Source organism: Gillisia mitskevichiae, from assembly GCF_003634585.1.
Lineage (GTDB): Bacteria > Bacteroidota > Bacteroidia > Flavobacteriales > Flavobacteriaceae > Gillisia > Gillisia mitskevichiae.
Window position 1 is genome coordinate 58,005 of sequence record NZ_RBLG01000002.1, and the last position, 14,722, is coordinate 72,726.

The following is a 14,722-nucleotide window of genomic DNA, read 5'->3' on the forward strand; positions in this document are numbered from 1 at the left end:
TAAAAATCTATTGCCTATTGCATAAAGTTACTTTTTAAGTTAAAAATCTAACCGGACGGTATTCTTATATACCCGATAATAAAGTAACTATTATGGATTACATTAAGGCAACTGATGCTGCACTAGTGCAAGAATATATTCAAGGGAATGAAAATGCACTTTCCACTTTAATAAATAGACATCAACAACGCATTTATAGTTTCATCTATTCTAAGGTTTTTGATAAAGATGTATCTGAAGATGTTTTTCAAGATACTTTTATAAAAGTCATCAATACCCTTAAAAGAGGAAAATATAATGAAGAAGGTAAGTTTTTACCTTGGGTAATGCGTATTGCACATAATTTGGTGATAGATCACTTTAGACGAAATAAAAGAATGCCTATGTTCGAGAACAATGGGGATTTTAATATTTTCTCTGTATTAAGTGATGGAGATCTAAATATAGAAAAGCAAATAATAAAAGATCAAATAGAGTCTGATGTTCAGGAATTAATTAAAGAATTACCAGAAGATCAGTTGGAGGTTTTAACTATGCGTATCTATAAAGACATGAGTTTTAAGGAGATTTCTGAAAGCACTGGGGTTAGTATTAATACAGCTTTAGGGAGAATGCGTTATGCTTTAATAAATTTGAGAAAATTAATTGAAAAACATAACTTGATTTTAACAAATTAATTTACAATAAGACTACTTTAAATACGTTCTTCATTTAAACTAACTAAACGTTGACCAAAAATGAAGCACCTTTACACTAAAACTTCGAAAGGAGAACAATTGAACAAATTAAACCCTAAAAAGGAAACCTTGCAGTTCCTTTTAAATTATTCTAAAGCCCTGCGTATAACTAAGTATAAGCAGTTGAGCTTTGAGACAATTTTAAATTAGATAAAAAAAGACCTGCTTAAGAGCGGGTCTTTTTATTTTTTATAAAAAAGTTGTAGTTCTTTTAGGAATTTTAAATTCTCATTTTAATTTGCTTTTATAATACTCATCAAGAACTTGCTTTCTTCCTATTGTTTTTGTGATAATATCCTTTTCTAAATTCCAGGCTCGAGCAGGAGAATATTGCCTTCCATAAAATATTATTTGCAGATGCAATTTATTCCAATGTTCTTTTGGAAATAATCTTTTAGCATCTTTTTCGGTTTGCACCACATTTTTACCATTAGTTAAGTTCCATCTATACATTAATCTATGTATATGTGTATCTACAGGGAACGCAGGAATCCCAAAGGCTTGAGACATTACTACACTAGCTGTTTTATGCCCAACTGCTGGTAAAGATTCTAAAGCTTCAAAACTAGCTGGAACTAGTCCATTATATTTATCAATTAAAATATGGGAAAGTCCATAAATACCCTTTGCTTTCATTGGCGATAAACCTACAGGTTTTATGATTTCCCGAATCTCCTCTACAGATAATTTTATCATATCATAAGGATTATCTGCTCGATCAAATAATAAAGGGGTGATTTGATTCACCTTTACATCTGTAGATTGCGCAGACATTAGAACAGCGATCAATAAAGTATACGGATCTTTATGATCCAAGGGGATAGGAACTTCTGTATAAATATCATTTAACGTATCTATAACGAACTGAACCTTTTCCTGCTTATTCATAATGCTTAAATTTATGGCTAAAATAAGAATAATGATAAAATTAAAAGTAGGAGACACCGCTCCAGAATTTTCAGTAAAAGATCAGGATGGAAATACTATAAGTCTGAAAGATTATAAAGGCAAAAAAGTTGTTTTGTTCTTTTATCCAAAAGCGAGTACTCCAGGTTGTACGGCAGAAGCTTGTAATTTGAGAGATAATTGGGAACAGTTTCAGGAAAAAGGATATCAGATATTAGGTGCAAGTGCAGACAGTGAAAAAAGGCAATCTAATTTTAAAAATAAATATGATTTACCATTTCCTTTATTGGCAGATGAGGATAAAGAAGTAATAGAAGCTTACGGAGTTTGGGGTCCGAAGAAATTTATGGGAAAAGAATATGAAGGGATAAATAGAACCACTTTTATTATTGATGAAAATGGATTGATCGAAGAAATTATTACTAAAGTAAAAACTAAAGATCATACTTCCCAGATATTACAAAGTTAAGTGAAGTAATAGATCTTATTTTATTAGAAACAAGAGGTCTCGATAATTATATACATAGGAGCCTGTTTAGAATATAAAACCCCAAAGTCCTGATAGTTATCGGAACTTTGGGATTTTATATTTGAATATTCAACTAATAGAATTTTCAAACTTTAGATAGCTGAAAATCTATGTACCAGATCATTGTTTTATTTTCTGAACAGATTTAATAATCGCCTTATCACGACAATTTTCAATCTCTACTTCAAATTCCCCAGACTCTAACTCTTCAGTAATAAAATAAACCTTACAAGATTCTTTTTTAGTGTCACTTTTACCAAAGTCTACGTTTCCACTTTTTAAGATGGTTGTAACTGCGGAAGTATCTAGACTATTATCAGAAAAATTAATAAGTGCATTTTCAGAAAACACACGTTCTTTATTTCTAATGTTCTTAAGGGTTCTGGCATTTGGAGAGTAATCGCATGATGCTTTTTTTCCTCCCAAAAAGAACATAAGTATTCCAATTCCCATGATTAGCCCCACAGAGAAAAAACCTAGTCTTTGAATAAAATTCATAAATTAAAATATAAGTAAATTGATATCCCGGTAAGAAAGATCAAACCAGTCTGCAATAGATTTGTTGGTTAAAATTCCGTGGTAAAAGTACAATCCATTTCGCAAACCTTTGTCATATCTCAAAGTATTTTCAAGTCCACCTTGTTCTGCAATATGTAAAAGATAAGGGGTAAATATATTGCTTATGGAAACCGAAGCTGTCCTGGCATATCTGGATGGAATATTAGGCACACAATAATGAATAACTCCATGTTTTTTAAATATAGGCCTGTCGTGAGTAGTGATCTCACTAGTTTCCACACAACCTCCCATATCTATACTCACATCTATAATTACAGAACCATTTTTCATGCTCTGTACCATTTCATCTGAGATCAATATCGGGGAACGATTTTTTCCCCTAACAGCACCAATTAGAACATCACATCTTCGTAAAGCCTTTGTAAGATTCTTTGGCTGAATTGTAGAAGTGTAAAGAGTTCTGCCAATATTTGTTTGAATGTTACGTAACTTGGTAAGACTGCTATCAAAAACTTTTACATTAGCTCCCAATCCAACAGCAGAACGTGCCGCAAATTCTCCAACGGTTCCAGCTCCTAAGATCACGACTTCTACTGGTGGAACACCGCTTATGTTCCCGAATAACAAGCCATTTCCCTCAGTATAATTACTCATTATTTCTGAAGCAATTAAAACAGAGGCGGTCCCTGCAATTTCACTTAAAGCTCTAACTGCGGGATAAGATCCATCATCGTCTCTAATGAATTCAAATCCAAGTGCTGTAATTCTTTTGGTTGCTAATTTTTGAAAATATTCTTTGCACTGTGTTTTTAATTGCAATGCAGAAATGATAGTAGTTTGAGAATTTATCATTTCCAGTTCCTCGCTGGATGGTGGCTCTACTTTAAGTATAGTAGGGCAGGAGAATACTTTTTTTGTGTCTTTTGTAACCTCTGCACCAGCATCGGAATAATCCTTATCACTAAATCTCGCCCATTTCCCGGCATTAGACTCTATAATAACCCTATGGCCATGAGCAGTAATAGCTGCAACAGCATCTGGAGTTAAACATACACGTTTTTCTTGGTATGATGTTTCTTTTGGAATGCCAATAAATAGCTCTCCTTTATGCTTATATATTTCCAGAGTTTCTTCCTGCGGAATTAATTGTTCTTTGGTAAATGGAGATGGTTTATCTATCATGCCTTTAGTTGTACAAAAGATTCAAATTACAACATTTTTAGGCAAATAAAGAAGTCTTATTTAATTAAAGTTTTTGATAATAATCTTCTGTAGGCTCTGGTCTAAAATTAAAACCTTGATGCCTTACATTATCTACTTCCTTTTGTTCATTAGTGGACATTTTCTTTGAAAATACAGTAACATCAGTTTCATTTAATTCACTTAGATCTATTCCGTAAATCCTATCGAATATTTGGATACGTACTAAATATACTATAACCAGAATTCCAATGAAAAAAGGAGCAAGATAAATTAATCCATCAGTATCAAAGCTCACAGGTTTTTCTTGATAGACGTCATCATATACAGTACTTACAATTTGGTATGCATACATGGAAATAGGGATTAAAATAGCATGATACCACCAGTGCTTACAGGTGAAAAACCATATCAACAGAAGAAATAAAGGAGTTATTTTACCAAAATAAGTCCACATTGCAACGTTTACACTTCCATAATATTTACTTTCATATATAAAAAAAGAATTTTCCCAAACTGGACCGCTTGGGAAAATTTCATATAAATAAAAAATGTATGGTGAAAAAGCTATTAAAAAAGCTAATATACTACCCGTTAGTAGGAATCTTGAGGAGCCTTCTATCAACTGCTTGTTTTTGAATTGGATCATTATTATTATCGTTTTCTGTAGTTGAAGTTACAAAAAATGTTGCACCAAAAATGGCTGCGGCGAATAAGATAGCTTTGATTTTCATAATAATAGGTTTTTATGTTAAGTTTCGTATTGATTTCTGAAACAAACCTATGCTATTATAAAATGCTAATGTTTAACACCTTAATCGTACCTTTGCACCTTTTTTCGAGGCAAAAATAGCCTGTATTTCTGGCAATTTTACTTGTCAAAAATAAGCTAAAAATCATCATCTTTCGCTGAATTACGAATTTATTAAAATCCCACCTTTCATATGGGGTCATTTTGTGTTATTTTTCTTACACCACTGTTTGGAGGGAAATCTGACGCTTTCTAGAAATACTTAACAAAACTTTAACATTCTAGTCCCTTCATTAATGATCAAAACTTCCAGTTTTTGAACATCCTCATCTAATAATTTCTCTATTTTTTGAGGCCATTCAATAAATTTCCAGGTATCAAGATTTAAATAATCCTCGATTCCCATATCCAGAGCTTCCATTTCATCTTCAATTCTATAAAAATCGAAATGAAAGATCTTCCCTTGATCTGTTTGATATTCATTAACTAGTGAGAAAGTGGGGCTAGACGCCAGATCTGGCGCGCCAAGGGCTTTTACAAGTGCTTTGATAATTGTGGTTTTACCGGCACCCATATCCCCATAAAATAATAGCGTTTTACTATTAACTTCGGAAAGTAATTGCACAGCTATTCTATCAATTTCTGATAGCTCGTAGGTTAACGTCATTCAAAATTAGATTTTAGGCTCTGTAAAGATATGTAATTTATTATTACCTAGGCAATAAGACCACGAATGGGATGATCATTTCCTCCATAGAAACCCCTCCATGTTGGTAGGTATTTCTAAAATAATTCACATAATAATTGTAATTATTTGGGTAGGCAAAAAAGGAATCTCCTTTAGCAAATATGAAAGAACTACTCATATTTATTGTTGGTAAATGAATTTTCTTAGGATCTTTTGCTGCTAACACATCCTTATTATCATAAGTAAGACTTTTCCCTGTCTTGTATCTAAGGTTTAAACTGGTGTTTTTGTCTCCTATTACTTTGGATGGTGTTTTTACATTTATAGTTCCATGATCTGTAGTTAAGATCAATTTAAATCCTAATTGCTGTGCTTGCTGAATAATTTCTAACAACGGAGAGTTTTTGAACCAACTTTGAGTTAAGGATCTATAAGATTTATCATTAGAAGCTAATTCTTTGATCACTTCCATTTCGGTTTTGGAATGAGATAGCATATCCACGAAATTATAAACCACTACAGTTAGATCGTTTTCTTTTTGCGTTTTAAAATTCTCTACCAACTTTTTCCCTCCTTTAAGACTTGTGATCTTATGGTATTCAGATTTAATATCTAATCCTAATCTTTTTAACTGAGCATCTAAAAATTCTGCTTCAAACATATTTTTCCCTCCATCTTCAGTATCGTTAAGCCAGTAATTTGGAAACAATTTTTCCATATCGCTTGGCATTAATCCACTAAAAATAGCATTTCTTGCATATTGGGTTGCAGTAGGAAGTATGCTATAAAATGGTGTTTCTTGCTCCTTCTTATAATAGTTGTTAATCGTGGGTTCAAAAGATTTCCACTGATCATATCTCATATTATCAACTACTATTAAAAGAGTGGGCTGACTTTTACTAATCTCTGGGACTATTTTTTCTTTGAACAAGGTATGAGACATAATTGGTGCATCAGCATTTTTCTCAAACCAATCTGGATAGTTCTTATCTACAAACTTGCAAAACTGATTGTTGGCTTCTAGCTTTTGAGACTCCAAAATTTCGAACATTCCACTATCTTCTATAGTTTCCAATTCCAATTCCCAGTAAATAAGTCGCTGATATAATTCTGCCCATCCTTCAAAAGAGTTAACATCATTCATATCCATAGAGATCTTACGAAACTCCTGTTGGTAGTTGGAAGTAGTTTTTTCTGTTATCAATCTGGAATGATCCAGATTCTTCTTTAAACTTAGAAGGATCTGATTAGGGTTTACGGGTTTTATAAGATAGTCGGCTATTTTAGATCCAATAGCTTCTTCCATTATATATTCCTCTTCACTTTTGGTGATCATGACTATGGGCATATCTGCCCGCTTTTCTTTTATTTCAGATAAAGTTTCCAATCCGGTTAACCCTGGCATGTTTTCATCTAAGAAAACAATATCGAAATTCTGCGTATCTATTTGTTCTATAGCTTCAGTACCACTTTTACAGGTAGTAACTTCATAGTTTTTTGATTCTAAAAAGATGATATGTGGTTTAAGCATGTCTATTTCATCATCTGCCCAAAGTATTTTAATTTTATTCATTTAAATGGAATTTATAATTGAAAGCAGCTTTAAAAATCGCACTGTTTTCTTGCTATTAGTTATCATGTGTCCATTTTGGACATCATATATGTATCTTTGTTATAATTCTAAAGAATTTTAAGCTTGGCTAAACGAACAAAACTCAAAATATTTAACGATCCAATTTACGGTTTTATTACTATTCCATCGGAACGTATCTTTAAGATTATTGCACATCCTTACTTTCAAAGATTGCGCCGCATTTCACAAATGGGAATGTCTTATTTAGTTTATCCAGGAGCACATCATACAAGATTTCATCATGCTTTGGGTGGTTTACATTTAATGCAGCAGGCAATAGAGATTCTTCGTTTTAAAGGGATTAAGATAAGTGCTGAGGAAGAAGAAGGCCTGCAAATAGCCATTTTATTACATGATATAGGCCATGGACCTTTCTCTCATGCAATGGAACATAGCATTGTAGAAGGTGTTTCTCATGAATGTATCTCGCTCTTATTTATGGAGAAAATGAATGCTGAATTTAACCAAAGTTTAACTTTAGCGATTTCAATTTTTCAAGGTAGTTATCCTAGAAAATTCATGAATCAGTTAGTATCTAGTCAGTTAGATATGGATAGATTAGACTATTTAAAAAGGGATAGCTTTTATACGGGGGTGCCGGAAGGTAACATCAATAGTGAGCGTATAATTACTATGTTAAATGTGGTGGATGATCATATTGTAATAGAGGAAAAAGGGATTTATTCTGTAGAGAAATTCTTGGTAGCAAGAAGATTAATGTATTGGCAAGTCTATTTACATAAAACTGGTGTTGCTGCAGAACAATTACTTATTAGAGTATTAAAAAGAGCAAAGGAATTAATAGAACGCGGAGAAAATTTATCTAGTAGTCCAGCATTATCTTATTTCTTACACACTAAAGTTACCTTAGATAAGTTTGATTCAGATACCTTAAAAACATTTGCAAAGTTAGATGATTACGATATAGTTTCAGCAATGAAAGAATGGATGGAATATGACGATTTTGTATTGAGTAATTTATGTAAAATGTTACTAAATCGAGATCTGCTGAAAGTGAAGTTGAAAAAGAAAAAGATCAATCCAGAGAAACTACAGAAATATGCGTTATCACTTCAGAAGAAATATTCAATAACCGAAGAAGAAGCGAATTATTTTGTGTTTAGTGGAGAGATTTCCAATGTTGCTTATTCAAGTGACAACGACAAAATTCGAATATTACATAGAAATGGAAAGATAAGTGATGTGGCTAAAGCTTCAGATCAATTAAATTTGGTTGCACTATCTACAGAAGTAACTAAATATTATATCTGTTATCCAAAGACCATACGTTAACAATTTTTTTTACTTTTGCCAGAATGAAATTTACTGCAGCACAAATTGCCGAATTATTAAATGGTACTGTTGATGGGGATCCCGATACAGAAGTTGATAGATTGGCGAAAATTGAAGAAGGCACTGAAGGTTCTCTTACTTTTTTAAGTAACCCTAAGTATACCTCTTATATATATTCTACGAATGCTTCTATTGCGATAGTTAGTGATGATTTTAGCATAGATCAAGATATAGAAACCACATTAATTAGAGTTAAAGATCCATATAAGGCCTTTTCTACTTTGCTTGAGTATTATAATCAAGTGAAATTGAACAAAACAGGGATAGAACAACCTAATTACGTTGCAGCTTCCTCCACTTATGGTGAGAATATATATTTGGGGGCTTTTACATATATCGGCGAAAATGTAAAAATTGGAGCTGATGTAAAAATTTACCCAAATACTTATATAGGCGATAATGTTACTATAGGAGATAATACAGTTATCTTTCCTGGAGTAAAAATTTATTCTGAAACTATTATTGGAAATTTCTGTGTGTTACATGCAGGAGTTGTTGTGGGTGCAGATGGTTTTGGATTTAGCCCTAGCGATAGTGGAGAGTATCATAAAGTTCCGCAAATTGGAAATGTTATTGTAGAAGATAATGTAGATATTGGAGCCGGTACCACAATAGACAGAGCCACTTTAGGTTCTACTATAATTAGAAGTGGCGTTAAACTGGATAATCAAATTCAGATCGCCCATAATGTAGAGATCGGTAAAAATACAGCAATTGCGGCGCAAACCGGGATCGCAGGTTCTACCAAGATCGGTGAAAATTGTCTTATTGGCGGGCAAGTTGGATTAGCTGGTCATTTAACCATTGGAGATAGAGTTAAAATTCAAGCACAGTCTGGAATAGGAAGAAATATAGCAGATGATGAAGTAATTCAAGGTTCACCTGCATTTGGGTATGGAGATTTCAATAAGTCTTATGTGCACTTTAAAAATCTCCCGAAAATTGTTAATAGATTAAATAAAATAGAAAAAAAATTATAGAATGGGTGAAATCCTTTCAAAACAGCAAACTATAGTGAATGAGATCTCTTTAAAAGGGGTTGGACTTCATACAGGCAAGGAAGTTACACTTACTTTTAAGCCGGCAGCCGAAAATACAGGTTATGTTTTTAAGAGAATGGACTTAGAAAACCAACCTACAATTGAGGCAGATGTTACTTATGTTGTAAATACGCAGCGTGGTACCAATCTAGAAAAAGATGGAATCACCATTCAAACTTCAGAACATGTGCTTGCAGCATGTGTAGGTTTAGAAATAGATAATGTTATTATAGAGCTAAATGCTTCCGAACCTCCTATAATGGATGGTTCTTCCAAATTTTTTGTGGAGGCTTTAGAAGCAGCGGGAATAGTAACTCAAGAAGCAGATAGAGACGAATTTATTGTAAGTGAAGTAATTTGCTTTAAAGATGAAGCCACTGGTAGTGAGTTAATCATTATGCCATCTGATACTTATCAAGTAACCACGATGGTGGATTTTGGAACTAAAGTTCTAGGCACCCAAAATGCTTCGCTAAATAAGTTATCAGATTTTAAATCTGAAATTGCCGATGCTCGTACTTTTAGTTTTCTGCACGAAATTGAAACCTTATTAGAACATGGACTAATTAAGGGCGGAGATTTAAACAATGCAATTGTTTATGTAGATAAAGAACTGAGTCCAGAAACAATGGCCAAACTGAGAACTGCCTTTAAAAAGGATAATATTTCAGTGAAACCTAATGGAATTCTAGATAATCTTACTTTGCATTATCCAAATGAAGCAGCTAGGCATAAATTACTAGATGTTCTTGGTGATCTAGCTTTAATAGGTACTCGTATTAGAGGGAAGGTAATTGCTACAAAACCAGGACATGAAGTAAATACCCAATTTGCTAAAAAGCTTGCTAAGATCATTAAAACGGAACGTAGAAATAATGTTCCTAAAATAGATTTTGATAAACCGCCATTGATGGATGTCAATGACATCATGAATATTTTACCACACCGTGCACCATTTTTATTGGTAGACAAAATTTATTCTCTTACCCCAACATGTGTAATAGGAATGAAAAATGTTACCATGAATGAGCCATTTTTCGTGGGTCATTTCCCTGGAAAACCTGTTATGCCTGGAGTTTTACAAGTAGAAGCAATGGCGCAAACAGGAGGGATCCTAGCTTTGAAATCTGTACCAGATCCAGAAAATTATCTTACATTTTTTATGAAAATAGATAATGTAAAATTTAAACAACAAGTGGTTCCGGGAGATACATTGATCTTTAAATTAGAATTATTAGCCCCAATAAGGAGAGGAATTTGCCAAATGCAAGGCTATGCCTATGTAAATGGTAAATTAGTAACAGAAGCTATTTTAATGGCTCAAATTGTAAAAAATAAATAAGTTATTATGAATCAGCCTTTAGCTTACGTACATCCTGGAGCAAAAATTGCGAAAAATGTTGTTATAGAGCCTTTTACCACTATTCATAATAATGTTGTGATCGGGGAAGGAACTTGGATAGGTTCTAATGTTACCATTATGGAAGGTGCTAGAATAGGGAAGAATTGCAGTATTTTTCCTGGAGCAGTTATTTCTGCTGTGCCACAGGATAAAAAATTCAATGATGAAGAGACAACAACAGAAATAGGGGATAATACAACAATACGTGAATGTGTGACCATTAATCGTGGGACTACAGACAGAATGAAGACCGTAATTGGTAAGAACTGTTGGATTATGGCCTATTGCCATATCGCCCATGATTGCATAGTGGGAGATAACTGCATCTTTTCCAACAATAGTACCTTAGCTGGCCACATTAACGTTGGAGATTATGTAATATTAGCTGGAATGGCTGCTATTCAACAATTTTGTAGCATAGGTAACCATGCATTTGTAACTGGTGGCTCTATGGTTAGAAAAGATGTTCCACCATTTGTAAAGGCTGGACGAGAACCACTTTCTTATGTAGGAATTAATTCTATTGGTCTTAGAAGACGTGGTTTTAATGTTGAAAAAATTAGAGAGATACAAGATATCTATAGGATATTATATCAAAAAAATTATAATAATTCGCAAGCAGTGGCTATAATTGAAGCAGAGATGCAAGCAACAGCAGAGCGTGACGAGATCTTAGAATTTATTAAGAACTCACAACGAGGAATTATGAAAGGATATTTTAGTTCAAATTAAATTAAAAAATAATGGCAAGTACAAGTGATATTAGAAATGGATTATGTATCCGTTATAATCATGACATCTATAAAGTTATAGAGTTTTTACACGTTAAACCAGGGAAGGGACCTGCTTTTGTTAGAACTAAATTAAAAAGTGTAACATCAGGGAAAGTTTTAGATAATACTTTTTCTGCAGGACATAAAATTGAAGACGTGCGGGTAGAAACTCATAAGTTTCAATTCTTGTATCACGATGGAGAATTTTATCATTTCATGAATGTAGAGGATTATACGCAGATTCGTCTCTTAGAAAATGCTTTAGACATGCCTAAACTGCTTAAAGAGGGTGAAATTGTTACTGTATTAATAAATACTGAAGACAATATGCCTCTTACTGTAGATATGCCTGCAAGTGTTATTTTAGAGGTAACTCATACAGAACCTGGATTGAAAGGAAATACTGCTACAAATGCAACGAAACCAGCAACGGTAGAAACTGGTGCAGAGGTAAATGTTCCTCTTTTTATCAATGAAGGAGATAAGATTAAAATTGAAACCGATAAAGGAACTTACAAGGAGCGAGTTAAAGAATAAATCCGGTAAGATTTCGTTATAATTTATTAAAGTTAGGAGCATTATAATTAATGTTCCTAACTTTTGTTTTTTAATGAATAACACTTATGTTTGATCTCGTTTACAATAACTTAATTGTTTTGCTTAAAATATGAAATTTCCACAGAAGCATACGCTTCAACAAATAGCTACCATCATATCTTCTACCTATGTAGGGGAATCTGATTTTCCGGTTTTCGGAATGAATGAGATACATGTAGTAACAGAAGGCGATATTGTTTTTGTAGATCATCCAAAATATTATGACAAGGCCTTGAATTCGGCAGCAACTATTATTTTGATAAATAAAGAAGTAGAATGTCCACAGGGGAAAGCGCTTCTTATTTCAGATGATCCTTTTAGAGATTTCAACAAGTTAACTCAATACTTCAAACCTTTTGAAAAAGCAAATTCCAAAATTGCAGATTCAGCCCAAATTGGTAAAAACACAATAATTCAGCCAAATGTTTTTATAGGTAATAATGTAAAAATTGGGGATAATTGTATGATCCATCCTAATGTATGTATCTACGATAATGCAATTATAGGAAATAACGTAACAATACATGCCGGTACCGTTTTAGGAGCAGATGCCTTTTATTTTAAAACTAGACCTTCCGGATATGATAAATTACTTTCTGGGGGAAGAGTAGTTATAGATCATGATGTGGAAATTGGCGCATTATGCACTATAGATAAAGGAGTTACTGGCGATACCTTTATTGGAGCCGGAACAAAATTAGATAATCAGGTTCAAATAGGACATGATACCATAATTGGTAAAAAATGTCTTATAGCTTCACAAACCGGTATAGCTGGCTGTGTTATTATAGAAGATGAAGTTATTATTTGGGGACAAGTGGGAATTAGAAGCGATGTGAGAATTAAAAAAGGAACCCAATTAATGGCTCAATCTGGTGTTTCTAAAACTACTGAAGAAAACACGAGTTATTGGGGGTCTCCTGCTCAGGAATTCAGAACAAAATTAAGACAGATGGCGGCAGTAAAAATGCTTCCCGGAATCATAGATAAATTAAAACATAAATAATATGGCTTCAAGCGAAAAACAACTTGTAGAATCATTTTATACTTCAGAATTTTATAAAGACCCATCCCAAGTATCTAAACATTTTCATCCTGATGCAGAGTTGTTTTGGAACAGTAGTGCAGGTTTCAACAAGATGAACGTCAAAGATCTTGAGGAAATTTGTACAGAAATGGCAAAGTCTTTTGAATATATCAGACCGGAAATAAGTCATTTACTACAAGATGATAAAACAGTAACCATTAGAATTACCTTCTTTACTAAAACTATTGAGAATCCTGATGAAGAAATTCCAATGACGCACATGGTTGCTATTTGGGAAATAAAAGATGGGAAAATGTACAAAGGATATCAAATGAGCCAACCGGCAGATGATTCTCCCGATAACCTTACTTCCTTTATGGCAATTAATTTATAAAAAGGTTTTAAGGTTTCTATTTAAAAACCTACTTTTGCAAAGCAAAAATTATAACAATTATGAGCGTTTTAGTTAATAAAGATTCAAAGATATTAGTTCAGGGTTTTACAGGAAGTGAAGGTACATTTCATGCTGAACAAATGATAGAATATGGGACCAATGTTGTTGGAGGAGTTACTCCAGGAAAAGGTGGGCAATCCCATTTAAATAAGCCAGTTTTTAATACTGTTTCTCAAGCAGTAAAAGAAACGGGAGCAAATGTTTCCATAATTTTTGTACCACCTGCATTTGCTGCAGATGCTATAATGGAAGCTGCAGATGCTGGAATTGAAGTTATTATTACAATTACTGAAGGTATTCCAGTTGCAGATATGATCAAAGTAAGTAATTATATTAAAAATAAATCTTGCAGACTTGTAGGACCTAACTGTCCTGGTGTAATTACTCCAGGAGAAGCAAAAGTTGGAATTATGCCAGGTTTTGTTTTTAAGAAAGGTAAAGTAGGTATCGTTTCTAAATCTGGAACACTTACTTATGAAGCTGCAGATCAGGTTGTAAAACAAGGTTTAGGAATATCTACTGCTATTGGAATTGGTGGAGATCCAATTATTGGAACTACAACGAAACAAGCAGTGGAATTGTTAATGAATGATGATGAAACGGAATGTATCGTTATGATTGGGGAAATTGGTGGTCAATTAGAAGCAGATGCTGCTCAATGGATCAAAGCTAATGGAAACAGAAAACCAGTTATTGGTTTTATTGCAGGTGAAACTGCACCAGCAGGACGTACAATGGGACATGCCGGAGCAATTGTAGGTGGTAGTGAAGATACTGCGCAAGCTAAGAAAGCAATTCTTAGAGAAAATGGGATTCATGTTGTAGATTCACCTGCAGAAATTGGAAAAAAAGTTGCAGAAGTTCTTAACTCTGTGAATGCATAGTTAGCAACAAGTCAATATATTTTAAAAAAACCTCTTAATTCCTCAGTAAATGAGTAATTTCAAGAGGTTTTTTTATTTTAATGCTTTTTGGTTTTGTTATATTTGAATCAATTAAGAATTTTAGATTTTTAACGCCTATAAGAATGGTTTTCGAACTTAATTTTTTGAGAGTCTAAAACTGACTTATTAATAGTAGTGTTAGAATTTAAAGATATTTAAAAAATGGAGG

General features: G+C 33.2%; 16 protein-coding genes. 10 read left to right on the forward strand and 6 right to left on the reverse strand.

Annotation, left to right across the window (positions count from 1 at the left end; genetic code table 11):
* Positions 1-92: 92 nt before the first annotated feature.
* Complete coding sequence (locus tag BC962_RS05950; RefSeq protein ID WP_121345005.1) at positions 93-677, forward strand: RNA polymerase sigma factor; 585 nt, start codon at positions 93-95, stop codon at positions 675-677.
* 288 nt (positions 678-965) lie between these two features.
* Here the strand turns inward: BC962_RS05950 and BC962_RS05955 are convergent, their stop codons facing one another.
* Complete coding sequence (locus tag BC962_RS05955; RefSeq protein WP_121345006.1) at positions 966-1,625, reverse strand: endonuclease III domain-containing protein; 660 nt, start codon at positions 1,623-1,625, stop codon at positions 966-968.
* 31 nt (positions 1,626-1,656) lie between these two features.
* Here BC962_RS05955 and bcp point away from each other — a divergent pair, with 31 nt between their 5' ends.
* Positions 1,657-2,112: a thioredoxin-dependent thiol peroxidase gene (gene bcp, locus BC962_RS05960; RefSeq protein WP_121346022.1), complete on the forward strand. Its 456-nt coding sequence runs from the start codon at positions 1,657-1,659 to the stop codon at positions 2,110-2,112.
* A 180-nt stretch (positions 2,113-2,292) separates the two neighbouring features.
* Here bcp and BC962_RS05965 read toward each other — a convergent pair whose 3' ends face one another.
* The 5 genes from BC962_RS05965 to porX all read right to left on the reverse strand — a co-directional run bounded on the left by BC962_RS05965 (position 2,293) and on the right by porX (position 6,903).
* Positions 2,293-2,670 carry a hypothetical protein gene (locus BC962_RS05965; protein WP_121345007.1) on the reverse strand — a complete coding sequence of 126 codons (378 nt, stop codon included), beginning with the start codon at positions 2,668-2,670 and terminating at the stop codon, positions 2,293-2,295.
* A gap of 3 nt (positions 2,671-2,673) precedes the next feature.
* Positions 2,674-3,873 carry an alanine dehydrogenase gene (locus BC962_RS05970; protein WP_121345008.1) on the reverse strand — a complete coding sequence of 400 codons (1,200 nt, stop codon included), beginning with the start codon at positions 3,871-3,873 and terminating at the stop codon, positions 2,674-2,676.
* Positions 3,874-3,937: 64 nt separating this feature from the next.
* A complete protein-coding gene (locus BC962_RS05975) occupies positions 3,938-4,540 on the reverse strand; it encodes a hypothetical protein (RefSeq protein ID WP_121345009.1) in 603 nt (200 codons plus the stop codon).
* 364 nt (positions 4,541-4,904) lie between these two features.
* The gene (gene tsaE / locus BC962_RS05980) at positions 4,905-5,309 is read right to left on the reverse strand and encodes a tRNA (adenosine(37)-N6)-threonylcarbamoyltransferase complex ATPase subunit type 1 TsaE (RefSeq protein WP_121345010.1); all 405 of its coding nucleotides are present in this window, start codon (positions 5,307-5,309) and stop codon (positions 4,905-4,907) included.
* Positions 5,310-5,352: 43 nt separating this feature from the next.
* A complete protein-coding gene (porX, locus tag BC962_RS05985) occupies positions 5,353-6,903 on the reverse strand; it encodes a T9SS response regulator signal transducer PorX (RefSeq protein ID WP_121345011.1) in 1,551 nt (516 codons plus the stop codon).
* A gap of 123 nt (positions 6,904-7,026) precedes the next feature.
* Between porX and BC962_RS05990 the strand changes: the two genes are divergently transcribed.
* The 8 genes from BC962_RS05990 to sucD all read left to right on the forward strand — a co-directional run bounded on the left by BC962_RS05990 (position 7,027) and on the right by sucD (position 14,493).
* Positions 7,027-8,256 carry an HD domain-containing protein gene (locus BC962_RS05990; protein WP_121345012.1) on the forward strand — a complete coding sequence of 410 codons (1,230 nt, stop codon included), beginning with the start codon at positions 7,027-7,029 and terminating at the stop codon, positions 8,254-8,256.
* Between the two features lie 23 nt (positions 8,257-8,279).
* Positions 8,280-9,296, forward strand: coding sequence for a UDP-3-O-(3-hydroxymyristoyl)glucosamine N-acyltransferase (gene lpxD, locus BC962_RS05995; RefSeq protein WP_121345013.1), 1,017 nt, complete (start codon positions 8,280-8,282; stop codon positions 9,294-9,296).
* A 1-nt stretch (position 9,297) separates the two neighbouring features.
* Positions 9,298-10,698: a bifunctional UDP-3-O-[3-hydroxymyristoyl] N-acetylglucosamine deacetylase/3-hydroxyacyl-ACP dehydratase gene (locus BC962_RS06000; RefSeq protein ID WP_121345014.1), complete on the forward strand. Its 1,401-nt coding sequence runs from the start codon at positions 9,298-9,300 to the stop codon at positions 10,696-10,698.
* A 6-nt stretch (positions 10,699-10,704) separates the two neighbouring features.
* Positions 10,705-11,490 (forward strand): acyl-ACP--UDP-N-acetylglucosamine O-acyltransferase, encoded by a 786-nt coding sequence (gene lpxA, locus BC962_RS06005; RefSeq protein ID WP_034925516.1) that lies wholly within the window; start codon positions 10,705-10,707, stop codon positions 11,488-11,490.
* Between the two features lie 11 nt (positions 11,491-11,501).
* The gene (gene efp / locus BC962_RS06010) at positions 11,502-12,068 is read left to right on the forward strand and encodes an elongation factor P (RefSeq protein WP_121345015.1); all 567 of its coding nucleotides are present in this window, start codon (positions 11,502-11,504) and stop codon (positions 12,066-12,068) included.
* Between the two features lie 130 nt (positions 12,069-12,198).
* Positions 12,199-13,134: a UDP-3-O-(3-hydroxymyristoyl)glucosamine N-acyltransferase gene (locus BC962_RS06015; RefSeq protein ID WP_121345016.1), complete on the forward strand. Its 936-nt coding sequence runs from the start codon at positions 12,199-12,201 to the stop codon at positions 13,132-13,134.
* Position 13,135: 1 nt separating this feature from the next.
* Positions 13,136-13,549, forward strand: a complete 414-nt coding sequence (locus tag BC962_RS06020; protein ID WP_121345017.1) for a nuclear transport factor 2 family protein — start codon at positions 13,136-13,138, stop codon at positions 13,547-13,549.
* Positions 13,550-13,608: 59 nt separating this feature from the next.
* The gene (gene sucD, locus BC962_RS06025; protein ID WP_121345018.1) at positions 13,609-14,493 is read left to right on the forward strand and encodes a succinate--CoA ligase subunit alpha; all 885 of its coding nucleotides are present in this window, start codon (positions 13,609-13,611) and stop codon (positions 14,491-14,493) included.
* Positions 14,494-14,722: the final 229 nt, after the last annotated feature.